17 protein-coding genes are annotated in these 25,885 nt (G+C 47.5%); 13 read left to right on the top strand and 4 right to left on the bottom strand.

What is annotated here, in order from left to right:
• Positions 1–10: 10 nt before the first annotated feature.
• The 5 genes from fucU (at position 11) to AACM02_RS00890 (ending at position 7,074) form a co-directional block, all read left to right on the top strand.
• Positions 11–436 carry an L-fucose mutarotase gene (gene fucU / locus AACM02_RS00870; RefSeq protein WP_332456808.1) on the top strand — a complete coding sequence of 142 codons (426 nt, stop codon included), beginning with the start codon at positions 11–13 and terminating at the stop codon, positions 434–436.
• Entirely contained in the window at positions 433–1,746 is a 1,314-nt protein-coding gene (fucP, locus tag AACM02_RS00875) for an L-fucose:H+ symporter permease (RefSeq protein ID WP_339115791.1), read from the top strand. The genes fucU and fucP overlap by 4 nt, the downstream gene beginning before the upstream one ends.
• A 162-nt stretch (positions 1,747–1,908) precedes the next feature.
• A complete protein-coding gene (locus tag AACM02_RS00880; protein WP_339115792.1) occupies positions 1,909–3,318 on the top strand; it encodes a Gfo/Idh/MocA family oxidoreductase in 1,410 nt (469 codons plus the stop codon).
• A 221-nt stretch (positions 3,319–3,539) separates the two neighbouring features.
• Complete coding sequence (locus AACM02_RS00885; RefSeq protein WP_339115793.1) at positions 3,540–4,511, top strand: BACON domain-containing protein; 972 nt, start codon at positions 3,540–3,542, stop codon at positions 4,509–4,511.
• Positions 4,512–4,530: 19 nt separating this feature from the next.
• On the top strand, positions 4,531–7,074 hold the full coding sequence (locus AACM02_RS00890) for a fimbrillin family protein (RefSeq protein WP_339115794.1): 2,544 nt from the start codon (positions 4,531–4,533) through the stop codon (positions 7,072–7,074).
• A 16-nt stretch (positions 7,075–7,090) separates the two neighbouring features.
• Here AACM02_RS00890 and AACM02_RS00895 read toward each other — a convergent pair whose 3' ends face one another.
• Complete coding sequence (locus AACM02_RS00895; RefSeq protein ID WP_339115795.1) at positions 7,091–8,260, bottom strand: AraC family transcriptional regulator; 1,170 nt, start codon at positions 8,258–8,260, stop codon at positions 7,091–7,093.
• 613 nt (positions 8,261–8,873) lie between these two features.
• Between AACM02_RS00895 and AACM02_RS00900 the strand changes: the two genes are divergently transcribed.
• From AACM02_RS00900 to AACM02_RS00920, 5 genes are all read left to right on the top strand, one after another.
• Complete coding sequence (locus AACM02_RS00900; protein WP_339115796.1) at positions 8,874–11,939, top strand: TonB-dependent receptor; 3,066 nt, start codon at positions 8,874–8,876, stop codon at positions 11,937–11,939.
• A 13-nt stretch (positions 11,940–11,952) separates the two neighbouring features.
• Positions 11,953–13,677, top strand: coding sequence for a RagB/SusD family nutrient uptake outer membrane protein (locus AACM02_RS00905; RefSeq protein WP_339115797.1), 1,725 nt, complete (start codon positions 11,953–11,955; stop codon positions 13,675–13,677).
• 23 nt (positions 13,678–13,700) lie between these two features.
• Complete coding sequence (locus AACM02_RS00910) at positions 13,701–14,168, top strand: DUF5018-related domain-containing protein (RefSeq protein WP_339115798.1); 468 nt, start codon at positions 13,701–13,703, stop codon at positions 14,166–14,168.
• 135 nt (positions 14,169–14,303) lie between these two features.
• Positions 14,304–16,142, top strand: coding sequence for a right-handed parallel beta-helix repeat-containing protein (locus AACM02_RS00915; protein ID WP_339115799.1), 1,839 nt, complete (start codon positions 14,304–14,306; stop codon positions 16,140–16,142).
• A gap of 24 nt (positions 16,143–16,166) precedes the next feature.
• Complete coding sequence (locus AACM02_RS00920) at positions 16,167–18,575, top strand: glycoside hydrolase family 95 protein (RefSeq protein ID WP_339115800.1); 2,409 nt, start codon at positions 16,167–16,169, stop codon at positions 18,573–18,575.
• Between the two features lie 3 nt (positions 18,576–18,578).
• On the opposite strand, the gene AACM02_RS00925 is transcribed toward AACM02_RS00920, so the two are convergent.
• The 3 genes from AACM02_RS00925 to AACM02_RS00935 are packed head-to-tail and all read right to left on the bottom strand — an operon-like array spanning position 18,579 to position 22,699.
• Positions 18,579–20,651 carry a tetratricopeptide repeat protein gene (locus AACM02_RS00925; RefSeq protein ID WP_339115801.1) on the bottom strand — a complete coding sequence of 691 codons (2,073 nt, stop codon included), beginning with the start codon at positions 20,649–20,651 and terminating at the stop codon, positions 18,579–18,581.
• A 57-nt stretch (positions 20,652–20,708) separates the two neighbouring features.
• Positions 20,709–21,131: a tRNA (adenosine(37)-N6)-threonylcarbamoyltransferase complex ATPase subunit type 1 TsaE gene (gene tsaE / locus AACM02_RS00930; RefSeq protein WP_339115802.1), complete on the bottom strand. Its 423-nt coding sequence runs from the start codon at positions 21,129–21,131 to the stop codon at positions 20,709–20,711.
• Between the two features lie 23 nt (positions 21,132–21,154).
• A complete protein-coding gene (locus AACM02_RS00935) occupies positions 21,155–22,699 on the bottom strand; it encodes a PglZ domain-containing protein (protein WP_339115803.1) in 1,545 nt (514 codons plus the stop codon).
• A 190-nt stretch (positions 22,700–22,889) separates the two neighbouring features.
• Between AACM02_RS00935 and AACM02_RS00940 the strand changes: the two genes are divergently transcribed.
• The 3 genes from AACM02_RS00940 to AACM02_RS00950 all read left to right on the top strand — a co-directional run bounded on the left by AACM02_RS00940 (position 22,890) and on the right by AACM02_RS00950 (position 25,820).
• On the top strand, positions 22,890–23,528 hold the full coding sequence (locus AACM02_RS00940; RefSeq protein WP_339115804.1) for a DUF1080 domain-containing protein: 639 nt from the start codon (positions 22,890–22,892) through the stop codon (positions 23,526–23,528).
• Between the two features lie 31 nt (positions 23,529–23,559).
• A complete protein-coding gene (gene rocD / locus AACM02_RS00945) occupies positions 23,560–24,789 on the top strand; it encodes an ornithine--oxo-acid transaminase (RefSeq protein ID WP_332456791.1) in 1,230 nt (409 codons plus the stop codon).
• A 128-nt stretch (positions 24,790–24,917) separates the two neighbouring features.
• Positions 24,918–25,820 carry a citrulline utilization hydrolase CtlX gene (locus tag AACM02_RS00950; RefSeq protein WP_339115805.1) on the top strand — a complete coding sequence of 301 codons (903 nt, stop codon included), beginning with the start codon at positions 24,918–24,920 and terminating at the stop codon, positions 25,818–25,820.
• The last annotated feature ends 65 nt before the right edge of the window (positions 25,821–25,885 follow it).

Genomic DNA, 25,885 nt, shown 5'->3' on the forward strand with positions numbered 1-25,885 from the left:
TGCAATAACTATGCTCAAAAAAATACCCAAAGTGCTATCGCCTCAGCTGGTAAAAGCCCTCATGGAGATGGGGCATGGCGATGAGATCGTTCTTGGTGACGCCAATTTTCCGGGTTGCAGCCTTTCAACCAACGTCATCAGGGCTGACGGGCTCTCCGGTGCTGTCTTACTGAAAGCCATTCTTGAGCTTTTTCCTTTAGACACCTATTCCGAACATTCGGTTTTTCTGATGGAAGTAACTCCCGGCGACGATTACAAACCGGATATATGGGAAGAGTACAAAGAGATTTTGAGTGCATCGGGTGAACCTTTCTCTATCGGCCACCTGGAACGGTTTGCTTTTTACGACAGGGCAAAAACAACTTTTGCCGTAATCGCTTCCGGCGAAGAGGCGCTTTATGCCAATATCATCTTAAAAAAAGGAGTGGTCAGATGAAACACAGTACGTCACCTTCCAAACCGGCGGTTATTGAGAAAAAATACCTCGTCCCCTTTATACTTATCACCAGTTTATTTGCCCTGTGGGGGTTTGCCAACGACATCACCAATCCCATGGTGGCTGCTTTTCAAACCATTATGGAGATTCCGGTTTCGGAAGCGGCATTGGTGCAATTTGCGTTTTACGGCGGCTACGGCACCATGGCCATCCCTGCAGCATTATTCGTCAGGCGGTTCAGTTACAAGAAAGGCATACTTCTGGGATTGGCCCTGTATGCCATTGGGGCATTTTTATTTATTCCAGCGGCCCAGTTCGAACAATTCACGTTTTTCCTGCTGTCGCTCTATATCCTGACTTTCGGACTGGCTTTTTTGGAAACAACCGCCAATCCGTACATCATTTCGATGGGTGATGAAGCTACTTCTACACGCAGGCTGAACTTTGCCCAATCGTTTAACCCGATGGGCTCATTGTTAGGCATGACTGTAGCATCGAATTACGTGCTTACGTCCCTTGACTCGGAGAAACGCGATGCGGCAGGCAACCTTATCTTCCATTCATTAGGTGAAGCTGAAAAGGCAGTTATCCGGACGCACGACCTGGAAATCATCCGCAATCCGTATGTGATCATCGGCGGGGTCGTTTTGCTGGTCTTCGTCATTATCGCTTTGACTAAAATGCCCAGGACCCAATCGGCAGAGGCGAAAAATATCCGTGCCATAGATTCAGCCAGGAGATTACTCCGGAACCACAATTACCGCGAGGGGGTTCTCACACAATTCTTCTATGTAGCGGCACAAATCATGTGCTGGACATTTATTATTCAATACGCCGAGAACATCGGCATACCGAAAGCCGTAGGCCAGCGCTGGAACATCCTCGCCATGTCCCTGTTCCTGACGAGCCGCTTTATCAGCACTTACCTGATGAAGTACCTCAGGCCATCACTTATGCTGACCCTGTTTGCAGCGGGGGCCATGGCTACCACCCTGGGAGTTATCTTCATCGGCGGAATGACCGGTTTGTATTGCCTGGTCGCCACCTCCGTTTTCATGTCGCTGATGTTCCCAACCATTTACGGGATCGCACTCAAAGGATTGGGCGACGACTCAACACTGGGAGCGGCGGGCCTTGTTATGGCTATCGTCGGCGGAGCATTGATGCCTCCCCTGCAGGGAGCCATAATTGATTTGGGCACCGTAGCCTGGCTGCCCGCCGTGAACGCATCGTTTGTTTTGCCATTTATCTGCTTCACCGTTATCTGCATTTACGGTTTACGGACAAACAGAAGAAGAATTATGGGCTAAAAGAGAATATGTTATAAAACACATTAAAGGATTATTAATAAGTGGTAAATATACACTATTTTTGCATGCTTCAAGCTCCGCATTCCTAAGCTTTTGAACTATCGACCAACTATTGGCCAGATTTTACAAGATATTCCCTGAATTAATTAATATATTTAAATAATGAAGAAACTGTTCTATTTATCCATCATCACAACCGTTCTTCTAGCGTCCTGTAACGCAGGCCCGCAAAAAGAAAAAACGGCAGCGACTTTTCAACCCATCGAAACAACCGTTCCGGCCCGCCTTTCCGGACAAAAGCATGTATTGGGGTTGACCGCGCCCAAATTAGACACTGTCCGAGTAGGATTCATTGGGTTAGGAATGCGCGGACCAAGCGCCGTACAGCGATTCACCCACATACCGGGAGCAAAAATTGTCGCGCTGTGCGACCTTCACCCCAACAGGGTTGAAAAATCCCAACAGATTCTCGACAAGGCCGGTATGCCTCGAGCTGCGGCATACAGTGGAAACGAAGAAGCCTGGAAAGAGCTTTGTCAAAGAGACGACATCGATCTGGTTTACATAGCGACGGACTGGAAACGTCACGCTCAGATGATGATCTACGCTATGGAGCAAGGGAAACACGTAGCTTGTGAAGTACCGGCTGCCATGACCCTGGAGGAAATCTGGGACGTTGTCAACACGGCAGAGCGTACCCAGAAACATTGCATGCAATTGGAAAACTGCGTGTATGATTTCTTTGAATTGACCACACTCAACATGGCACAACAAGGTGTTCTTGGCGATATCCTCTACGCTGAAGGCGCTTATATCCATCAACTGGAAGACTTTTGGGATTCTTACGAAAACGACTGGCGCATGGAATACAACAAAACGCACCGGGGAGACATTTACGCCACGCACGGAATGGGCCCTGCCTGTCAGGTTCTCGACATCCACCGAGGCGATAAAATGAACTACTTGGTGGCTATGGACAGCAAGCCGGTAAGCATCCCCGCCTACCTGAAAGAAAAGCGAGGTGAGGAAGCACCCGATTTCAAAAACGGACAACACACCATGACTATGATTCGTACCGAAAACGGGAAAACCATCCATATTCAACACGATGTTGCCTCTCCTCGTCCATACAGCCGTATGTATCAGGTACAGGGGACCAACGGATTTGCGAATAAATATCCGAATGAAGGTTATGCCCTGAAAGCCGATGCTGTTGAAGCCGGCACTGTCCCCAACCACGAAAACCTGTCCGCTCACTCTTATGTGTCGGATGAAGTTAAAAAAGTACTGATGGATAAGTACAAACATCCGATTCACATCGAACTCGAAGAGACTGCCAAAAAAGTAGGCGGACACGGAGGAATGGACTTTATCATGGATTATCGCCTGGTCTACTGCCTGCAAAACGGACTTCCACTGGACATGGACGTATACGACCTGGCAGAATGGTGCAGCCTAGCCCCTCTTACGGCTTTATCGCTCGAAAACAACTCTGCCCCGGTAGCGGTTCCCGACTTCACGCGGGGGCACTGGAATGATGTAAAAGGATTCAGGCACGCGTTTGCAAATTAGGCTATTAATTGATCACTGTTTTTATATTGTTTAACAAGGCCGCTCAACTGAGCCGGCCTTGTTTTTTTGCCCCTATTTTTGTCGGTTTTGTCCATTTTTTGTGAATCCAAAAGATTTTTTTGTCTATTTGGGAAAAAACTCCTGCCGGTTAACACTATTTTTGCTGCCACGCCACGGCGCCAGCCGTTAGATAAATGAAGCATCAACACTTGAGAAATATCATGCAATCATCAACACTCGCACTATCTGTCATAGCCTTGATTCTATTCTTCCTGTCAGGCTGCGGTAAGGAAGAGGTCCCCGGTGGAGGGGGAAACGGGAATGGAAATAAAACAATCACCCTGGAGGTAACCGACACACCCATCCACTTTCCTGCTGAGGGGGGGAGCAAGGAGATCACAGTCACGACCAATGCTAAAAGTTGGAACGTCACGTCCAGCAAGACCTGGTGCACGGTCAGCAAGGGAGCCTCCAACTTCACGGTAACTGCAACTGAAAACAAGGCTTTCGCTCCTCCGGAGAATGCCATGTTAACCGTCACAGCAGAAGGGACTACCAAAAAGGTGACCATCGAGGTGACGCAGGATGCGGCCGTTGAGCCGGCGAAAGCTTACATCAAACCGGTTACCGATAAGGTAATCATGAATTATCAGGGGGGTGTAAACGGAATTGGTATAGAATCCAACGTAACCGGGTGGAGTTGCCGTTCCGATCAGTCCTGGTGCCGGCTTGAAAAAATTTCGGACGAAGGCATTAACATCACCGTTGATGAAAGTTGGACGGGCAACATTCCCCGACAAGCCTTGGTCACCCTCTATGGGAATGAGGGCGACTCGCTCGCCTCCATCACGGTTTACCAGGATCCTTTGCCGGAGCTCGACCTCTTCTCCTCTCATGGGAACACCAACATACCCCTCCCTTCATACGGCGGCACCATCGTGGTCACGGTGATGACCAACGTGACCGAGTTCACCCTGGGATATGTTGGAGAGTGGTTGCAGGTGAATAAGATCAACGATACGCAGTTCACCATCACCTCAACGCCCAACAACAGCACCCAGATGAGACCGGAGCAGGAGATCATTGTCTATGCCAGCACGCTGACTCGAAAACTATGGGTATACGAAGAAGAGGCGGAAGAGGCTTCCGACAATGATGATTACGATTACAATGACCCCACGGGATGGGATTAACCACAAACAGCACCGCATCATGAAGAGAACAGATAAAACAAACAACCTGATAAAATCATCCCTGCTGGTGATTGGCCTCGCACTACTGGGATGTACCAACGAGCCTTTTGAACAGGGAGCAGCTCCCGGCGACAGAGTATTGACAGCTACCATCATTGACGGTGAAGAAACGACCCGAACCGCAGTGATTGATCAACCCGGCATCAAGGCAGAGGTCCGTTGGGAGGTGAACGACCGGATCGGCGTCTTCGGCAAGAGAGGGGGAAGCAACCTGCTCTTCACTGCCGGTGTGGATGACATCCTGGAAAACGGTAAAAAAGCCCGGTTCAGGACGGAAGACAGCATGCCCACGGGCGAGGTGACGGCCTATTACCCCTATCGGGAGGGAACTTCTATTGGCAACAACAGCGAGTTGACGCTCACCTTCCCGGCCATACAGCCTTATACCCTCAAGGAGCGGGTGTCGCAACCCTACGGGCCGGCCAACTTCATGGCCGGCAAGGGCAGTGCGTCGGGCATCGGCTTCCGCAACCTCTTTGCGCTGCTCAAGGTGGGTTACAGCGGTACTGAGGGTGACCGTCTGCGCAAGGTACATTTCCGGGATCTCTCGGGGAGACCGGTTAGTGGTTCTTTCACGGTGGCCTGGAACGAGGATCTCCCGGAAGCACGCTTCCCGGAGAGCGGCAGCGGCCCGGCACTCATCCTTACCGTAGACTGTGGTGAAGGGCTAGAGCTCGATGGCACCCTACACCATTTCTATCTCTTTATCCCTCCCCGCGATTATACCAAAGGGTTTGAGGTGAAATTCGTGATGGATGACGGCAGGGAAGTGATAAAGACGATCGGTACGACATCTGGAAAAAAGATTGAACGCAGCAGGGTCTACCCGGTGGGCGAGACAGTCACCGCATCGGACGAGGCGGAATACAAACTGCAGGAGGATGCTACCCTGGTCGATGCGGAAAGAATGGAATATATCGTAGATGCCCGGGTGGCGAGCTACGACAAGTGGGTTGGTGAGGTGAAGTTCGAGACCCATACCCTCTTTATGACTGTGAAAAAAGAATTTGAGCCCAGGATGGGTGAGATATTGCTTTTCAATACTCCCTCCAAATTGTTCCCGGAAGGATATATCGGCAGAATCGTCTCGGTGGGCAACCCGGAAAGCGAATACATCGCCGTGGTGGCTGAACCGGTGAACGATATCACCGAGGTATTTGAGGAGCTCTCGCTGGGAGAACCGATCTGGAACGAGGATGGCTCCCTCAATGGAGAGGGTGGTGTTGAGTTGGAACTAGGGGCCTATCTCAGCCGGGTGGAGACGCCCGACGGGGAAGCGGTGAGCTTCACCCGGAACGGTTCACAAATTGAACTTTCTATGCCTGCAACACGGGCCAGTGGAAGAAAAAACTACAACTATTCCTCCGGCAACATGAGCTTTACGCTGGAGCCTGGCGACAACTCCGAAATTGAGGTTTCGGCCAGCATGGATCTCAGCATGCGGCTGCTGGTAGGCATCTTCGACAAGAAACTGCACTATTTCCATGCCAGCATATCGCCCGACATCCAGCTTTCGGCCGATATGACCGTTCAGGTGGAAGCCGATGCAGTGGACAAATCGTTCCACCTGCTAACCGCCTATTTCGCCCCCATCCCCGTGCCGCCGCTCACCATTGTACCGGTGATCCATTTTTACGGTGTTGCCGGTGTGGGGGGAGAAGTAGAGATCAGGGCAGGTATGAGCTACAGTGCCGCGATGGATCTCGGATTCTCCTACAACAGCAACGAGGGATTCAGAACCCGCAGCACCACCCGGGCGTCCAAGTTCAGCGAGAATGGCCTCTCCTTCACGGGTGGAGAACTGTCGAGCAGCGTGCACACCACAGCAGGCGTAAGGGTAGATGCGGGCATCAAGGTATGGGGCGTGATGGAAGCACTTTGCAGTGCCGATGCACGCATGAAGATGGGATACTACTGGGACGTCTTTGAACAGACCCAGAAGATGTCACTTAACACCGAGAGCAAGATCAAGGGATCGCTCACCACGCTGGGAGGTGTCTTCAATTACGAGACCGATGAGCTGACGCTGGAAGGAGATCCCATCTGGGAGCGGTACTTCTCTCCCCTGTGCGATCCCCATGCCAGTGATGTCAACTTGTCGGCCGACAGCACACAGGTTCATTGCAAGTTCAAGGTGATGCGCCACCTGTTGCAGCCGGTGCAGATCGGGGCCATCCTATACAGCGGTGTACCATACGACTATTTTGAAGACGGGATGCCGTATGGCTTCAAACCCACAGAAAGGATCATGGAGGTTGATTTCGGACGAAGTTACATTGGATCGGGCATGTCGCGGCGGGAGGACAACAGGGTTGTGTACGATGATTTCGAGCTATTTGAACATACCTTTCCCTTCACGCCCGAGCCGGGTGGTTATTACGGCATCCTGCCGGCTATAGGAACTGTTGGCAGTGGACTTTTTGGGGACATGGCGGTAAACAGCACGGACTACTATGGACTCAGGTATTTCACCTTTCGGGGAAATAAGCTCCCGGCCGATTAATGTTGCTTTTGCACCCCTAAACCTGTTTCCTGAATTTGCCGGGTGGGATTCCGTTCTTCTTGACAAAAGCGCGGTAGAACGAGCTGCTCCCGGAAAAACCGGAGTTGAAAGCAACCTCATCGATAGTCAGGCGGAACTGCTCCGGTGAAGAGAGTACAACCTCGGCGTAGCGAACGCGGTAATCGTTCACAAAATCGCAAAAGGTCATGTCCCGCCTGTGGCGGATCAACCTGGACAGGTAAGTGCGGTTGGTTCCCAACTCCTGAGCCACATCGTTCAACCGTAGCTCGGGGTTTTTAAAGATCTGATCCTCTTCGAAAAGGGTTTCCAGTTTCGAGAAGAGCAGGTCATACTCCATCCCGGTCATTGCCTCACTCTCCGACCCAACGCCACAACAGCACTCCCCATCCTGCTGATCCTGACACAGGTCACGGATAGAAAAATGTTGCCGGTAACCCACACAGCTGATACCGAAAAGGGCCATCGAGTGAGCAAGGGAGGGAAGGGCCAGAAGCGAGGGATGATCTGAAAAAAAATGTTTCCCCACCACATTGGATAGCAAAGAAATCAGGGCAGTCAAAACCAGAAAAAACAACAACGTCCTGACACTGGAGATCTCCCTGTTTTCCACGTTTGAATAGAAAGCGTGTACCTTCTGGTTGAACCCCCTGATCAGGCGAAGCCCGAAATAGAGGGTCAGCAAAACTTCCATGGCAAAGATCACCTTGAATAGAACGAGCCTCATTGCTTGAAGACGGACAAGCAACGGGTAACCGACCCGGTACTCCCGGTTATGATACAGTACCTCATGTGTGAACACATCAAGCTCAGCCGGACTCATCAGCAGGTAGAGTACAGTGGAAAAGGAGGAGAGCAGAATTGCAGGGATCAATATCCATCCCCACTTCCAGTCAAGCTTCAAATCCTCGGTCAACAGACGAATATAGTAGTAATACAACGGATAAACCGCTAGGGAAGTAAAGACCCATACGCTGTCGAGCAACCGATAAACCGGGTAATTGTGGTTGAAATAAAACCAGTGTGCAAGATAATTTACCAAAGCGACTCCTAAAAAGAGTGTGAGAAATCGCTTTGCAGTATCGTTTCTTCGGAAATCCAGCAAAAAGAGAATCAACCAAAAGAAAACAACGAACAGGGGCATCACGGTAAAAAAATAGTGTGTCATTTGTGTTAAAAGATCTGTTTTTGTAAAGTTAAGAATATTTTACTGTTTTGGGAAAAGACACCGGTAAAGCATTTCATTTTTTTATAATTTGAAAACGTTCTTTTTAAAAAATCAATCAACAACGGAAAGCAAATTATTTTTCGCCGCGTTAACGGAATTCAATAGGAACAGAATGTGTTTGAAAAGTAGGGAAGTAATTGACCGTGAAGAATTAGCCGATATTTAGTAAATATTTTTAACTTAAAAATTCATTGACGACGTATATTTAATTAAAACAGGGGTTATATATTAAATTCAGCATTATTTATGCTGTAAAACATATTTATTTTTGCTAATATATCAAAAAAACAATTTACCTTTGCATCATCACAGTACAGTTCAGGATGACACCCAAAATTTTTCTGATTAAAAATTCTATTACGATTTGATTCACAGTCTTGCACGTATAGGGTAAGGTTGCTATTTTTTGAACTATTGCACACATACAACTAACATGTATCCGCTTTACTGTCTGACAGGAAATACTATGTACAACGACCAGATTGCTTAAATGATATCGAATCAACCAAATGAGACTAATGAAATGTGTATTAATTTTTAAAATGAGAACAGAATGAAAAAAAGACATTCAATTACTAAATGGAAAGGCCTGTTGTTTGCCATGCTGTGGACAATATCCTTGGGAATGTTTGCTCAAACCATTACAGTTAACGGCAACGTGAAAGACGATGCCGGGCTTGAAGTGATTGGAGCGACTATTATCGTGGAAGGTAATGCTACCACCGGTACCACTACCGATATTGACGGGAACTACGTTCTGAATAACGTACCTTCAAACGGGAAACTGGTGTTCAGTTACGTAGGCATGAAACCGCAAACCGTAGCGGTGAATGGACGTTCGACTATAAATGTCTTAATGGTCTCCGACACCGAACTTCTGGATGAGGTAGTAGTGGTGGGATACGGAACAACGTCAACCCGTATGGCTGTTGGTGCCGTAACTTCGTTAAAAACAGATAAGATAGAAGATCTGCCCTTTACGAACACTGCATCAGCCCTACAGGGACGTACCCCCGGGTTGGTAATTGAGGCGGGCGGTGGCGCACCCGGCTCTAAGCCGCGTTTATCCATTCGCGGAGGTAAAACACCTTTATACGTTATTGATGGCGTTATTAGAAGCGAAAATGACTTTAACTCACTCAACTCATCGGACATTGAAAAATTGAGTATTTTGAAAGACGCAAGTGCAACTGCCGTTTACGGGTCAAGGGCTGGCGATGGGATTGTGCTTGTTCAGACCAAAAGAGGAAAACAAGAAAAAATTTCCATTCAGTATAGCGGTGGATTTGATTTCAGCAGACCCGTTGTTCTTCCCGAAAAATTGAACTCACTGGATTATGTGTTAGCCGTAAACCAAGCTGCAGAGTACGACGGAAGAACTTCGCTGCCTTATACTGAAGAAGACATAAAGAAGATTCGGGAAAACTCCGATCCTTACGGAAGCATTACAGCAAATACGGATTGGATGGGATTGGCTTTGAACAAATATGCATTTGGCAATAGGCACAACCTTTCCTTATCGGGAGTCAGCTCCAACGGTATCAATTTTTACACTGCCATCGGTTACCTGAAACAAAACTCGCTTTTTAAAGAATCTCACAACAACAAGTACGACCGGTTAAACCTTCGCAGTAATGTCTCCACTACCTTCAAAGAAATTGGCCTGGAGGTAGGCGTTAATATTGATGCTGCATTAGAAAGAAGAAATCCGACCGTTTGGGGGGATTACAGTGTGTGGTCGCAGTTGCAAAACGTGAAGCCAAACTATGCGGCGTTCAATCCCGACGGGACCTACACGTCAATTTCCATACACCCCCTGGTAATCCTGGACAAACGTGCCGGATACAATAATGAAAATGACAAATACCTCAACACACAAATTTACGCCAACTGGGATGTTCCCACTGTACAAGGATTACGATTCGGCGTGTTGGGTAATGTACGCTATGGAGATTGGAACCAAAAAATATTTCAATCCAAAGCTCCTCAATATCAACCCGATGGCCAAGCCGTCCCTTACACGAGCAACTACCTCAGAATGTCAAATTCAAGAGGAACCGACACTTCGTTTGACGTCAATGTCCAGTACAAAAAAACCGTGGATTTGCACAATTTTGAGTTGCAGGGTGTATACAGCTTCTTCAAGGCCTACAGTGAAAACTTCTGGGCACAACGGGAACGTTACCTGTCATCCCAGTTCGACCAACTGTTTGCAGGGGACGCTTCGACTCAAAAAAACTCAGGATCGGCTGAAGAGAGAGCGCGCTTGGGATATGTTGGGCGTGTGAAATACGACTGGAACAGACGTTATATGTTTGAAGGAAACTTCAGGGTTGACCAGTCCGACAACTTTCCTTCGGGAAAGAGAACCGGTTTCTTCCCTTCAGGAGCACTCGCCTGGGTAGTTTCGGAAGAATCATTCATGGATAAGCTCAGGGAAGACAATTTGATAAACTTCCTTAAGTTCAGGGCTTCGTATGGTGTTGTAGGGCTGGAAGACGGCGTAAGGTTCGGATACCTGCCGGTATACGACATGGAAGCACAGTCAACAATCATTGACGGAAAGTTCACCACTGGCTTCCGGGAAGGGCCGCTCGTATCCAACGACTTAAGCTGGTACACGAGACAGGTGTTTGACGTTGGCGCCGACCTATCTTTCCTGGATGACAGACTTTTTGCATCTATTGATTATTATTACTACAGAACAAAAGGATACTTGATTGCACCGCAGAACCGCTACACAACCCCGCTGGGTAAAAGTCTTCCTTTTGTTAAAAGTGAAAGCGCCCACAGAAGAGCCGGGCTGGAAGCCAACATCCGCTGGAAAGACAAAATTCAGGATTTCACGTATGACTTGGGAGTCAACCTCACCAGCTATGATGAGTTGTGGGAGAAAAAAGAAGATGAATCCCTGTCGAGTTTAATGAATCCGAATTCACGGGTGACACATGTGAAGAACTACTACGGTAGTGCTTACAAAACAAACGGGATGTATCAGACAATCGATGAGATCATCAACAATCCAAGACGCGAAACCGCGAATGCCTTGAAACCCGGAGACCTGTTTTTCGCGGATTTGAACGGCGATGGAAAAATTGACGGTGAAGACTTCCAGCGCATCGGAAAACCCACCTTCCCGTCATTTTCTTACGGGTTCGACTTTAATTTGGAGTACAAGAATTTCTTTCTGTTTGGATTATTACAGGGAACAGGAACTAGGTATAAACAGTTGTCCGAGTTTATGAGAGCTACGAATTCGGAGTACCTGACCTATGCATTTCAACTCGATTCATGGAGGCCGGACAACAAAGATGCCCTTTTCCCCCGTTTATCGACCTATCAGAACCTGAACGCCGGTCAAAACTACACGGTTTCATCCGATTTCTGGTACCACAACGCAGCCTATTTAAGGCTTAAGACAATACAGGTAGGGTATGACTTTAAAGACTTTTTGAAAAATAGCAAGTCAATTTCGTCCCTGAAAGTATCCTTAACAGGAACGAATGTACTTACGTTCTCTAAAGTAAACAAGTTTTATGACCCGGAAATTTCTGCTGAAACAGGATATGCCTATCCTACCCAAAAGTCTTATTCTGTTGTAGTAAATGTTACATTCTAAAAACATAGGAATTATGAAACTAAGAAATATTTTACAAATTATTGTTATAACGTCTGCCGTACTTCTTGGCTCTTGCCAGGATGCGTTGGACACAAAACCTCTGGATAAGTTCTCCGGGGATTTGGTATGGGCTGATGCCGTTACTGCACGCTCATTTGTAAACGATGCATACTCCATCAACAACAGGTTGATTCAGGATGATGAATGGTCTGACAACATGGTTCTGAACCCGTCACAGGGCGCTGCCAGCAACATGGTACAGGAAAACATCACCAACGAAACAGGTTTTGGCTGGAACATATTCGAAGACATAAGAAAATGCAACATGATCATTGAAAGGGTTACCAACTCTTCTTATCTCGAAAGCGATAAAAACGTTATGTTGGGTGAAGCCTATTTTCTGCGCGCCGTAACAAACTTTACCGCAGCACGTAAGTTCGGTAAAATAATGATTGTTGACAAAGTGCTTACTCCGCAGGATGATTTGAATCTTTCGCGCACGGCAACCATCAAAGAGACGTATGATTTCATTTTGAAAGATCTTGACCAGGCTGCAAACCTGCTTCCCTCCAACGTGTCAAAAGGAAGAGTAAGCAAAGGCGCTGCCTATGCATTAAAAGCGGAAGCTTGTTTACAAGGTGCTGCTTATCTTGAAAACAACTCAGACAAAGCAGGGTATTATCAACAAGGTAAAAAAGCCAGCGAGGACCTGTTCGCATTGGGTACATATGCATTGGACAATGATTATAAAAGCATGTTCAATACTTACTCGGGTGGCATGAATTCTCCCGAAATCATCTTAGCATCTTACAGGCTTGAAACCAACACCCAAATGATGAACACATGGATGCAAAATCTGACTCCGAATATGGGGGGGGACAAAGCAAAAGAGGGTGTTTTAGAAAAATGGCCGCTCGACAAACCGCTTGAAGGCTGGTTAGAGAAAACACCTTCTCAGGAAGCCACCGATGCCTATCTGGTGATTGACTCGGACGGAAATGCTAAACCTTGGAGTGAGACATCTTACTACCAATCGTTTGAACCCGGAAAAAGCAGTGTTTTTAATGTGCTGTACACCAACCGGGATAAAAGGTTTCATGCGAACATTGTATGCGACAGCACCATGTATTTCACCTCACTCATTACAACAAGATTAGGGGGTAATGTAAACTATGCTTCCAACGTACAGCAAGACCGTCACATGACCAAAAGCGGGTACCTGTTCCGTAAAAACATCTACGAAGATAAATGGCTATATTACAATGTCCCAACCAATTATCACTATGTAATGCTGAGGTTAGGCCGTTCATACCTCAATTACGCCGAACTGCTACTCCGGATGAATGGTGAAGGCTCTAAAGCAACCGCCATTGATTACATCAACAAAACCAGGGTGACTCACGGTGGATTGCCGGCTCTAAGTCCCAGCACATCTTTGGCTGACACGTGGAAATATTACAAAATAGAACGTCGCGCAGATCTTCTTCAGGAGAACGATCGATATTGGTCACTCCTGCGTTGGGGAAAAGAAGAAGGATTGGATGTAATCCCCGAATTGGATTCAACGCCAAAAGCCATTTCAATTTCTGAAGACGGCAAGAGTTTTGAAATTATTACTGTACCTGTTGTGGCAGGAGCCAACGCACGTCGTTTTACATCGAAAAGATATTTGCTTCCCGTTCCCAGAACAGAAACGGTAGAGAATCCAAACTTAACTCAAAATCCCGGTTGGGAATAAAGAACATACATAAAGCAAAAAAAATGAAAGCATATAGATTTTTATTCTTATTAATACTCTTCCCTTTCTTCACCTCGTGTCTGACGACAGGGCTCGAAGAGTTGCCCGTATACAAAGACGCTGAAATTACAAATTTCAAATTTGAATACCGTTGGTCGGAAAAAGAAGGAACAAGTGATTTACTCAAGGTGAAACCCCTCACCGTAAATTTAGCGATAAACAAGGAAAAACAAGAAATTGTTTGTAAAATCACAGTCCCGCAGGCAGATTCTCAGGGATTCACTGAAGCAGTTCGGAACAACGTGTCTCTGAACAACATTGTGGGTTTTTGCACAATTTCCACAGCAGCAACAATCGCTCCGATAGGGACATCTCCTGCACTGGGAAAACCCGCAGACTTCAGTCAGCCCAACATGAGCTACGAAGTAATTGCAGCCGACAAGACAACAAAAAAAACATGGAAGTTAATTATTGAATCTTTCAGTAAATAAACCTATCTTTGTTCTGCTAACTTTTGAAAGAGACTGTTATGAAATAACTTTCATTCAGTCTCTTTCGTTCAAAAATCAATTCTGATAAACCGTCACAATATACAGTGTACTCAGTTACAAACCGTCATAATAATTATGCTAAAAAACATCTATTTACTCTTTATCTCCTTGATAATCTGCACAGGATGCTCTACAAAACAACCGGAATATACATTCGGTGTGAAACCCGATACGAAAGAAGACGCGTCGGGTGCGGCCGTTAAACTGATCGGACAACTGCAAGCGCGGAAAGATACCGTGCACATTACCGTTAAAATTCCGAAAGGGCGGTACGACTTTTATCCAGACAGTGCTTTCACACGCGAATACTATATCTCGAACCACGACCAGGATAATCCCAAAAAGGTGGGGTTCGCACTCGAAAACCTGCAGAATGTAACCATCGACGGACAAGGTTCGGAGTTTGTTTTTCACGGACGCATGATCCCTTTTGCCATCCTGAAAGGGCAAAACATTACCTTGAAAAATTTCTCCGTCGACTTTGAACTTCCTGCCTTACGTCAGCTCAACATTCTTGAAGTGGATCCCGGCAAAGATGAACTGCTGGCCAAAATTTATCCCGGCGGAAATTACCGCATCGATACCGAAAAGCTTGTCCTTCTCGGAGAAGGCTACGAAGTAACCCCACAGGGCTCAATGGCATTCCGGCCCGACAAACGCCTGACCTACATACGTCGTGACGTAAATTTTAACCCGCTGTCGGTTACAGAAGCTTCGCCGGATGTTTTACGCATCAAGGGATGGGAGCAGATAAAGTTAACAACGCCGGGTGAACGCTATGTCCTGCGTTCGTGGAAACGTCCCACACCCGGCGTCTTCATCAGCGAATGCACCAACACCGTACTGGAGAATGTTAAGGTACATTATGCCGAAGGGATGGGCCTGCTGGCACAGATGAGTGAAAATATCACTTTAGACCGGTTCTCCGTTTGCCTGAAAGGGGAAGATGACTCCCGGTTTTTCACCACACAAGCAGATGCAACCCACTTTTCGGCGTGTAAAGGGGTGATTGTTTCGAAAAACGGGCTCTATGAAGGAATGGCCGATGATGCCATAAATGTACACGGGACTTACCTGAGAGTCACCATACGATTAAACGACACCACACTACAGGCCAGATATATGCATCCACAAGCATGGGGGTTCAAGTGGGGTGAAACGGGAGACAGCGTACAGTTTGTGGAATCGGAAAAGATGGAACGGGTAGGCAGTCACTTCAACACGATTACATCGATCAAAGCTGTCGATAAACCTACCGAATTTGGAGCAAAAGAGTTTGAAATAACCTTTGCTGCCACACTTCCGCAGGAAATTTCCGAAACCGGAAAATTCGGGATTGAAAACCTGACGTGGACTCCCGAAGTAGTGTTTTCCGACAACATCATCCGCAACAATCGTGCACGCGGTGCACTCTTCAGCACACCCAAACGGGTAATCTGCGAAAACAACCTTTTCGACCATACCCACGGGACGGCCATCTTGCTTTGCGGAGACTGCAACGGCTGGTACGAAACCGGAGCCTGCAAGGAGGTGATCATTAGAAACAACCGGTTTATCAACGCCCTTACGGCAACCTACCAGTTTACAAACGCCGTCATTTCCATCTATCCCGAAATACCCAACCTCAAGGATCAACAGCAGTTTTTCCACTCGGGTATTGTTATCGAAAACAATACATTCGAAACGTTCGACCGTCCACTCGTTTATGCCAAATCGACAGACGGGCTGGTTTTTAGGAATAACACCGTCAGTTACAACACCGAGTTTGAACCGTTCCACTGGAACAAACATCCGTTCTTCTTTGAACGGGTCAGCAACGTTCTTATCGAAAACAACCGCTTCGAAAACGGATGGGATGCGGAGAAAGATATACGGACAGAACACTCGGCAGAAGATGCAGTCACCGTAAAATAATCCACCACTTAAATGAACAATCCGATGAAAATTTTATTCTCCCTCCTTGCAGCTGCGGCATTGCTTTCCTGTACGGCACCTGCTGAAACGGCCCAAGAACTCGCCCTGCGGTTTAACACGCCTGCCGCGGCGTGGGAAGAGACCCTGCCTCTCGGCAACGGACGTATCGGTATGATGCCGGATGGCGGTATTGACAAAGAACTTATCGTGCTCAACGACATTACTATGTGGTCGGGCAGCGAAGACCCTGAAGCGCTGAACCCCGAAGCACTCAATTATCTGCCGAAAATCCGGGAGTTACTGCTTACAGGAAAGAACGGGGAAGCACAACGCATGATGTACGATCATTTCCAGTGCGGCGGGCTCGGTTCTTCCGGCGGAAAAAGCAAAGATGCGCCCTACGGCTGTTTTCAAATGCTGGGGGACCTGCACATAAACTACTCCTACCCACAAACGGAAGATGCGGGTAATTACGTGAGGACACTTTCGCTCAACGATGCAGTGGCATCCACCGTGTTTACCAAAGGTGAAACCACCTATACGCGCGAGTATATCTCGTCCCACGCCGACGATGTGCTGGCTGTCCGCGTGGCTGCCGATAAGAAAGGGTCAGTCTCATTTGAAGTAAGCCTGAGCCGTCCTGAACGGGCAACCCTTTCGGTGCAAGAGAATACCCTTATCATGGAAGGACAGCTCAACGATGGATACGATACCAACAAGGGTGTCCGCTACCTTACCAAGGTACAAATCGTGAACAAAGGCGGGGAACTGACCGCGGGCTCCAATACCCTGGCTATCGCTGATGCCGATGAGGCAGTCATCCTCATTTCCACCTCCACCGACATGCTCGACAAAGAGTACACGTCGACGGTAGACAGCTTGCTTGAACAAGCAAAAAAACGTTCGTTCGGAAAAATGAAACAGGCGCATATAGCAGCTTACAAAGAAAAGTTCGACCGTGTAGAGCTCTGGTTAGGCGAACAAGACAACACCACACCTACCAACGAGCGCCTTGCCGGTTTCCAGACAGACGATGATCCCGCATTTGCCGCACTCTATTTTCAGTATGGCCGTTACCTGATGATCAGCGGAACCGATGAGAACTCGCTTCCCCTCAACCTTCAGGGCTTGTGGGCCAACCAGGTGCAGACGCCCTGGAACGGCGATTACCACCTGAATATCAATGTACAGATGAACTACTGGCCGGTAGAAGTATGTAATCTTTCTGAACTGCATAAACCCCTGATCGATTTCACCCAATCGATTGTACCTTCGGGAGAAGCTACCGCCCAAACGTTTTACGGGGCCAACGGCTGGCTGGCTCACATGATGAGCAACCCGTGGAAGTTCACGGCTCCCGGCGAACATGCTTCATGGGGAGCGACCAACACGGGAGGAGCGTGGCTTTGTGAACACCTTTGGGAGCATTATGCCTTTACCCAGGATAAGGAATACCTGCGCACTGTTTACCCGACGCTCGCCGGGGCAGCGCAGTTCTTCCTCAGCAGCATGATTTCCGAACCCAGGAACGGATGGCTCGTCACCGCCCCGTCATCATCGCCAGAGAATGCATTTTACATGCCCGGGAGCGACGATCGCATTTTTGTATGCATGGGCCCGACCATGGACGTTCAGATCGTGAACGAACTGTTTACCAACGTGTTGTCGGCGGCAGCAATTCTCGGTATCGAAGACGAGACAACCACCAATATCCGCGAAACACTGCCGAAACTTCCTCCCATGCAGATCAGCCCCGAAGGTTATTTGCAAGAGTGGCTCGAGGACTATAAGGAGGTTGATCCCAAGCACCGCCATGTCTCACACCTCTACGGATTGTATCCGTCGAATCAGATATCGCCTAACACTACCCCCGAACTGGCCGCAGCAGCTCGCGAAACGTTGGAACGCCGTGGTGATGCCGGAACCGGATGGTCCCGTGCATGGAAAATCAATTTCTGGGCACGCTTGTACGACGGGAACCGTGCTTTCAAGCTACTTAAAAGCCTGCTGGAGCCCACTTCCGGAAGTGAAGTAAACATGCACCGCGGGTCTGGAACGTACGCTAACCTATTCTGCGCGCATCCGCCGTTCCAGATCGACGGTAATCTGGGAGGTACTGCTGGAATTGCTGAAATGCTGATTCAAAGTCAAGACGGCTATATACAACTGTTGCCTGCCCTGCCAGACAAGTGGCCAACGGGAAGTTTCAAAGGCCTACGTGTCCGTGGCGGTGCCGAAGCGGCTGCAAGCTGGAGCGACAACCGATTGTCGTCTGCAACCATTAAGGCGCTAAACGACAATACATTCAAGGTAAAAATTCCCGGTTATGCGACAACGGTAAAACAGAACGGAAAAGAATTAACAGCCGAAAACGGGTATGTATCGGTAGTGTTGAAAGCAGGACAAGAGGCTAAACTGGAATTTATCCCATAGCGCTTACTGCATCCGTTTAATGATGCTGTACGATTCCACGATACCCAACTCTCCAGCCTTGCGGAGATCGTCCAACCCGACCGCAGTTTCGCCGATCGACAGCCGTGACAACCCCCGGTTGAAATAGGCTTCGGCAAACTGCGGTTCAATCTTTAACGCTTTGGTGTAACTGTCTATCGCAGCACGATAATCTTTTTCGAGGCTGTATATTTCGGCCATGTTGTAGTAGGCAAAAATAAAATTGGGATCAAGTCGCAGGATCGTTTCATAATCCTTTAAAATTGCATCGTACCGAAACGACTTCGTGGAGACTTCGGGCACTTTCGGCCGGGCAATCTGAGGCAACTCTTTCAGCCTGTCGACCGGGTTTACGCCCGCGGGAGCTTCCTGCGCAAGCGCCTCGGGGGGAAGCAACGGGTCAAGCTCAAGTTGCTTGGTCATAATGACCGCACGTACAAAGTAGGGCTGCAGGAAATCGGGCTGCAGCTCAATAGCCCGGTTGATATCTTTCAATGCATTTTCGTAATCCTGAACCAGCATGAAATCCATCCCTCGGCCAAAGTAGAGCCTGGCATCGTTTGGCTGTTGCACCAACAGCCGCGAAAAATTATCGATAGAGCGGAAATGCGTTTGCACCTGTAACTCGTTCAGTGCAGCTTCGTTGTTTACCGCCTTGAGCTTCCAATTAAGATTCAGCAGATCGTTGGCTCTTTCCATTGATTCGGAGAAATAGACCGGCCGGCTCACTTCAAACCCTTTATCGTAATAGGTCAGCACAAACTTAGGCTCCAGCGCCACCTTTGTGTTCAGGTCCTGCACACGCCCGCGCGATTCACGCTGGTATTTGCTTTGGTTTTTTTGCGATGCTTCCTTGTCGGCAACCACCAGCAGGTTAAATTTATCAATATCCTTATCTGTTTCTTCGCGGGTATCTTTCGATTCTGAAGCCAGCTTCCTGCCGTCCTCCGCATCCGTTGTGGCACGTTTTTTGGCCTTAGCCTCCTCATCCCGGGCAGCCAGGTAGTCGCGCTCCGCTCCGCGCAAGTCGTTCAACTGGCGCTTCATTTCCGCTCGCATGTAATATCCGGTGAAAAAATCGGGATAGTCGTTGAGCACGACGTTTAAATCCTCTATGGCACTCGCATTGTCTCCAATTTCTGCGTGCAACATAGCCCGGTTGATGTACGCCATTGTGTTATCGGGTTCAATTTCAATAACTTTATCAAAATCCCTGATCGCCCGGTTGTTATCGGCAACCTGTGCACGCAGCAGCCCCCGGTTAAACAGTGCTATCAGGTTATTCTCATCCATCTCGATCACCCGGTCGTAATCGGCCATCGCCCCACGCAGATCGTTCAGGTTATATTTTACCAATCCCCGGTTGATGTAATTTCCGGTAAAAAAAGGATCTAACCGGATAGCCTCATCCAGGTCGGCCAGCGCCTTGTTGTAATCCTTCATCTGAAATTGCAACAGCCCGCGTGCAGAAAAAGACTGTGCCGTATAGGGATCAATCTCAATGGCCTTATCGTAATCGGCCAGCGCTTTCAGCGTGTCTTTCCTCTCCAGGTGCATCTGTCCGCGGGTAAGGTATCCGGGAACATAATCGGGAAAACGGCGCAGCAGCACTTCGAAAAACTTTTCCGCCACGTCGTAATGCTTCAATTCAACGTTCACAATGGCCATGTTCACCAACGTAAGCCGGTCTTCTGGAAAAAACTCCAGGCTTCGCTGATAATCGGTAGCCGCCAGTTCGTATTTCTCCTGGTTCTGCCTTGCCGCCCCACGCAGCTGATAAGCCGACGTATAATAGGGGTTCCGTTCGATACAGAGGTTCGCATCTTCTTCGGCACCTTTAAAATCGTCGAGCATAAATTTCGACATAGCCCTGAAGTAATACGGGTCAGCCAGGTAAGGCTTGGCGCCAATCACCTGATTGAAATACTGTATAGCCAACACATAGTCTTCGAAGTAAAGGGCGTTCTTCCCAATTGTCATCACCCGGTCGGTATTCACCTGCGAAGAGACAAAAAGTGCGGACAGAAACATACAAACGGATATAGCTATTTTTCTCATGTATATGGTAATTCTTTTTACTGAACTGACTATTGGATCATTTAAATCTCCATTCGTTTAATCGGGCTTTTTTGTTTCGATTGTCCGCGTGCCGGCATCAGTTCCGGTAATATAAACTTTTACGGTATTGCCGGGGAGAAGCGGCTCTACCAATTCCGGCCATTCGATAAAACAAAGATTTCCGCTGTAAAAATAATCTTCGTAACCGAAATCGAAAGCTTCTTCCAGTTTATGGATGCGGTAAAAATCGAAATGATAAATGGAATTTCCTTCGTTATCCCTGTACTCATTGATAATGGCGAATGTGGGACTGGTAATCGTTTCCTGCACGCCCAATCCTTCACAAACGGCTTTGATAAAAGTGGTTTTACCGGCACCCATTGCTCCATAGAAAGCAAAAACCTTATCGTTCCCCATTCCGGCAATAAATTGTCCAGCTGCCTTATGTATCTCGGATATATCACTTATTTTCAATTGCATACTCTTTTCCTTTTATTTTTTATTTACTTGGCTTGCAACGTTACCAGCGGAACAATCATCTCTTCCATGGAAATTCCACCATGTTGAAACGTATTTTCGTAATACGAAACATAGTGGTTGAATTGATTCGGATACACGAAAAAATCGTCGCCAAGAGCAAAAATATACCTTGTACTGATGTTTCGTGAGGGTAAGCCTACTTTTTCGGGATGGGTAACGCTAAACACTTTTTTGGGATCGTATGACAGGTTCCGACCCACTTTGTAACGCAAACTGGTATTGGTATTTTTTTCACCTTCCACTTTTTGCGCATGACGCACACGGATAGTCCCGTGATCAGTGGTAAGCATTACCCGGTATTTTTTTTCCGATATCTTTCTCAACAACCCAAACAAAGGCGAATGGCGAAACCACGAACGCGTTAGCGACCGGTAGGCCGGCTCGTCGGGTGCCAACTCACGGATCATTTTCGATTCGGTCCGTGCATGAGAAAGCATATCTATAAAATTAAAAACTACCACATTCAGTTCGTTGTGTTCCAGTCCGGTAAAATTTTGCACAAGCCTTTCCCCTTCAGTATTTGAATTGATCTTGTTGTATGAAAACCGCTCCTTTCGCCTGAATCTTTCCAGTTGTGAACGAACCAGCAGTTCTTCCGACAAATTCTTACCCTCGTCCTCAACTTCATCCACCCACAGTCCGGCAAACTTTTTCGACAGCTGCAACGGCATTAACCCCGAAAAAATGGCATTACGGGCGTATTGGGTTGCGGTGGGCAAAATACTGAAATAAGTATCTTCGGTATATGTAAAATAATCCGACACCAGGTCTTTGATCACCAGCCATTGATCGAACCGGAAGTTATCGATCAGGATAAAAAAGAGTTTTTCACCCTTATCCAACACCGGAAAAACCCGTTGTTGAAAAACTTCATTACTTAGCAATGGGCCTGATCCGGCATTCAACAGCCAGTTTTCGTAATTTCGTTTCACGAACTTTCCAAATCCGGCGTTTGCTTCCGTTTTTTGCACGGTCAGCAGTTCCTGCAGCGGATGTTGCAAAAGAGCTAATTCAACCTCCCAGGAAACAAGTTTTTTATACAATGCGGTCCAACCTTCTGCCGAACGGCAATTATTCATTTCACTGCTTAGCCGGCCAAACTCCTCCCGGTAATGAATAGTGTTTGTTTCACTGATTATTTCGTTTTTCTCCAGTTTTTTTTTGATGGTCATCAGGATCTGATTGGGATTGACCGGCTTTATCAGGTAATCAGCAATTTTCTTGCCGATGGCCTTGTCCATAATACCTTCATCCTCACTTTTCGTGATCATCACTACCGGCAGTTCCGGATGAGAAGCAGCAATCTCGGAGAGTGTCTCCAAGCCTGTCAATCCGGGCATGTGTTCATCCAGGAAAATGATATCGTAAACCGAGCTCCGGCACATCTCAATGGCATCACGACCGCTATTCACGGTATCCACCCCGTACCCCTTTTCTTCCAAAAAAAGGACATAAGGTCTGAGTAGGTCAATTTCGTCGTCCGCCCATAGGATGTGCGCTTTTTTCATTTTTCCTTTAATGATTTACCTGCAGAAAATTGAGCAAAAATATGCATTTATTGCCTATCTCACAATCATTTTTTGCTTTTTTAGGACTATATCCCGTATCGTCCGTCTTTTATTACCCAAACCTGTCTATATTCTCAGCAATTTTACTTAACTTTGTTAACAAGATATCAACCATCTATTTATACAACAAATGAAAAAGACAAATCTACTTGTATTTGCAGTGTTAATTGTTCTTGCTTCAGGCTGTGCGCAAGACAACGGAAAAATTTTCAACGGAAAAGATTTATCGAACTGGAACTTTGTCGTTGAGAACGATGCTGTTCCGGGAGACCAGGTGTACGCGGTAAAAGACGGACAAATCTCTATAAAAGGGGAGCCGTTGGGTTATATGTACACGAAAGAAAAATACGTCAACTACACCCTGGAACTGGAATACCGTTGGGCTGAAGAGGCCAGTAACAGTGGGATTTTTGTGCTGATCGAGGATCCTAAAAACCCGTTCGCCACAGGTGTTGAAATACAACTGGCAGCAGGCAAGGCCGGCGACTTTGTATTGCTCGCCGGATCCGACATGAAGGAGTATACGCTCCCGGAAGGTGTGACGGAACGTCCGAAATTCCCAGTCATCCAGAAAAAACAACCTTCAAGCGAAAATCCCGCCGGCGAATGGAATAAAGTAAAAATTACCGTTCAGGATGGAGTGGTAGACGTTTATGTGAACGACGTGCATCAAAACACGGGAACCGGACTGGTTAAAGAAGGAAACATCGGGTTGCAGAGTGAAGGAAAAGAGATTCTGTTCCGGAACCTGGTCCTGACCAAGATGTGAAGTAATCAAAATCACTATTTATGTTAATCACATGTTAATCACAGAAAAAGCACAACAATTTATCGATCAGGAGGACAGATTCGGGGCGCACAATTATCACCCGCTGCCCGTGGTACTGTCAAGGGGGAAAGGTGTATATGTCTGGGATGTTGATGGCAAAAAATACTTCGACTTCCTTTCCGCCTATTCTGCCGTGAATCAGGGACATTGTCACCCGAAGATCGTGAGGGCACTGACCGAACAAGCGGAAACATTGTGCCTTACTTCGCGCGCATTTTACAACGACTGCCTGGGCCCGTACGAAGAGTTTGTCCACCGTTACTTCGGTTACGACAAGATGTTGCCCATGAATTCGGGAGCAGAAGCCGTTGAAACCGGATTGAAGCTCGCCCGAAAATGGGGTTACCTGAAAAAAGGAATCCCCGAAAATGAGGCCATTATTGTCGCTTGCGAAGGAAATTTTCACGGACGTACCATTACAATCGTTTCCCTTTCCACCGATGGGGAAGCCCGTGCCGAATACGGCCCGTACACGCCGGGAATTGAGGTCATCCCCTACAACGATGTGGATGCTCTCCAACAGATTTTTGAAGTGAAAGGAGATAAGATAGCCGGACTCCTCGTTGAACCCATTCAGGGTGAAGCCGGTGTTTTCGTTCCCGATGACGGATACCTGAAAGCTTGTAAACACCTCTGTGAACAGCACAACATACTGTTCATCGCTGATGAAGTGCAAACCGGAATCGCCCGCACAGGCAAGCTTTTGTGTTGTGACCACGAGGGAATTCGTCCCGACATCGTTATTCTGGGTAAAGCCATCTCCGGTGGCGTTATGCCGGTTTCTGCCGTGCTTGCCGACGACGAGATCATGATGACCATTAAACCCGGCCAGCACGGATCTACTTTTGGAGGATTCCCGATTGCCTGTAAAGTAGCTACTGCTGCGCTGGAAGTGGTAAAAGAGGAAAGGCTGGCGGAAAAAGCCGAGTACCTGGGAGAGATCTTCCGCAACGAAATGAGGAAGATTGACAGTCCGTTTGTACACCAGGTCCGCGGAAAGGGATTGCTCAATGCCATTGTTATAGAACCTCACAACGGTAAAGAAGCCTGGGATGTCTGTCTGAAAATGGCCGAAAACGGTTTGTTGGCAAAACCCACACACCAACACATCATCCGCTTTGCCCCCCCGTTGGTAATCACGGAAGAAGAAATCAGGGAAGCAATTGAAATTATTAAGGAATCAATTAAAATGTTGGAGTAAATAGATTGAGATAGATTGAGAAAGATTGAGAAAGATTGAGAAAGATTGAAAAAGATTGAAAAAGATTGAAACCGTCCTTAATCAATCTCAGTCAATCTGCTTCAACCTAATTCAATCTTATTATTGTTATGCAAACAACGTCAAGGATATTGATGGTCCGTCCGGCCCGGTTCGATTTTAACGAAGAAACGGCAAAAAACAACTATTTCCAGCAAAAGACAGGACAGGAAGGAGTGTCGGAAAAAGCGGTGGAGGAGTTTGATGCCTTCGTGAATCTACTCCGGAGAAACGACGTGGAGGTAATTGTCATGCAGGATACGGAAGAACCCTGGACGCCCGACTCCCTGTTTCCCAACAACTGGTTCTCCTCTCACCTTTCGGGGGAGCTGGTTCTTTACCCCCTGTTTGCAGAAAACCGCCGCCGGGAAAGGAAGCCACACGTGCTGGATTTCCTGCGCCGGAAGATGAACCACACTAAACTTATCGATCTCACACCGTGGGAGGAGAAAGGCGAGTTTCTGGAAGGTACGGGGAGCATGGTCCTTGACCGCAACAAACGGATCGCCTATTGCTGCCGCTCCCCGCGGTCGTCGGAAAAAGTGCTGGCTGATTTTTGTTCACGAATGAATTTCGATGCGGTGGTTTTTGATGCCGTCGACAAAAACGGAAACCTTATCTACCATACGAACGTAATGATGGAGGTAGGTACTCAGGTTGCCGTTGTATGCCTTGAATCAATAAGGAACGGGGAGGAACGCCAGAAAGTGGAATCGAGACTGAGTGCAACGGGAAAAGTTATCGTGGAGATCTCCCCGAACCAAGTGGAACATTTTGCAGGGAACATGCTGGAGTTAAAGAGCAGGAACGGAGCTCCCCTGATGATCATGTCGGCTACTGCCCGGAAGTCGCTGACGATGCAGCAGGAAAAGACTATTTCGACCTATAATAAAATTCTTTCGCCTGAACTTACCACTATCGAAACCAACGGCGGTGGCTCTGCCCGGTGTATGATTGCGGAACTATTCCACTGATAAGGAGTGAAATTTATCGATAAAAACCATATATTCACATTTTTTTGTTTTCTTTGTGATGAAAT

The organism is Petrimonas sp. (genome assembly GCF_963921705.1).
Classification (GTDB): Bacteria; Bacteroidota; Bacteroidia; order Bacteroidales; family Dysgonomonadaceae; genus Petrimonas; species Petrimonas sulfuriphila.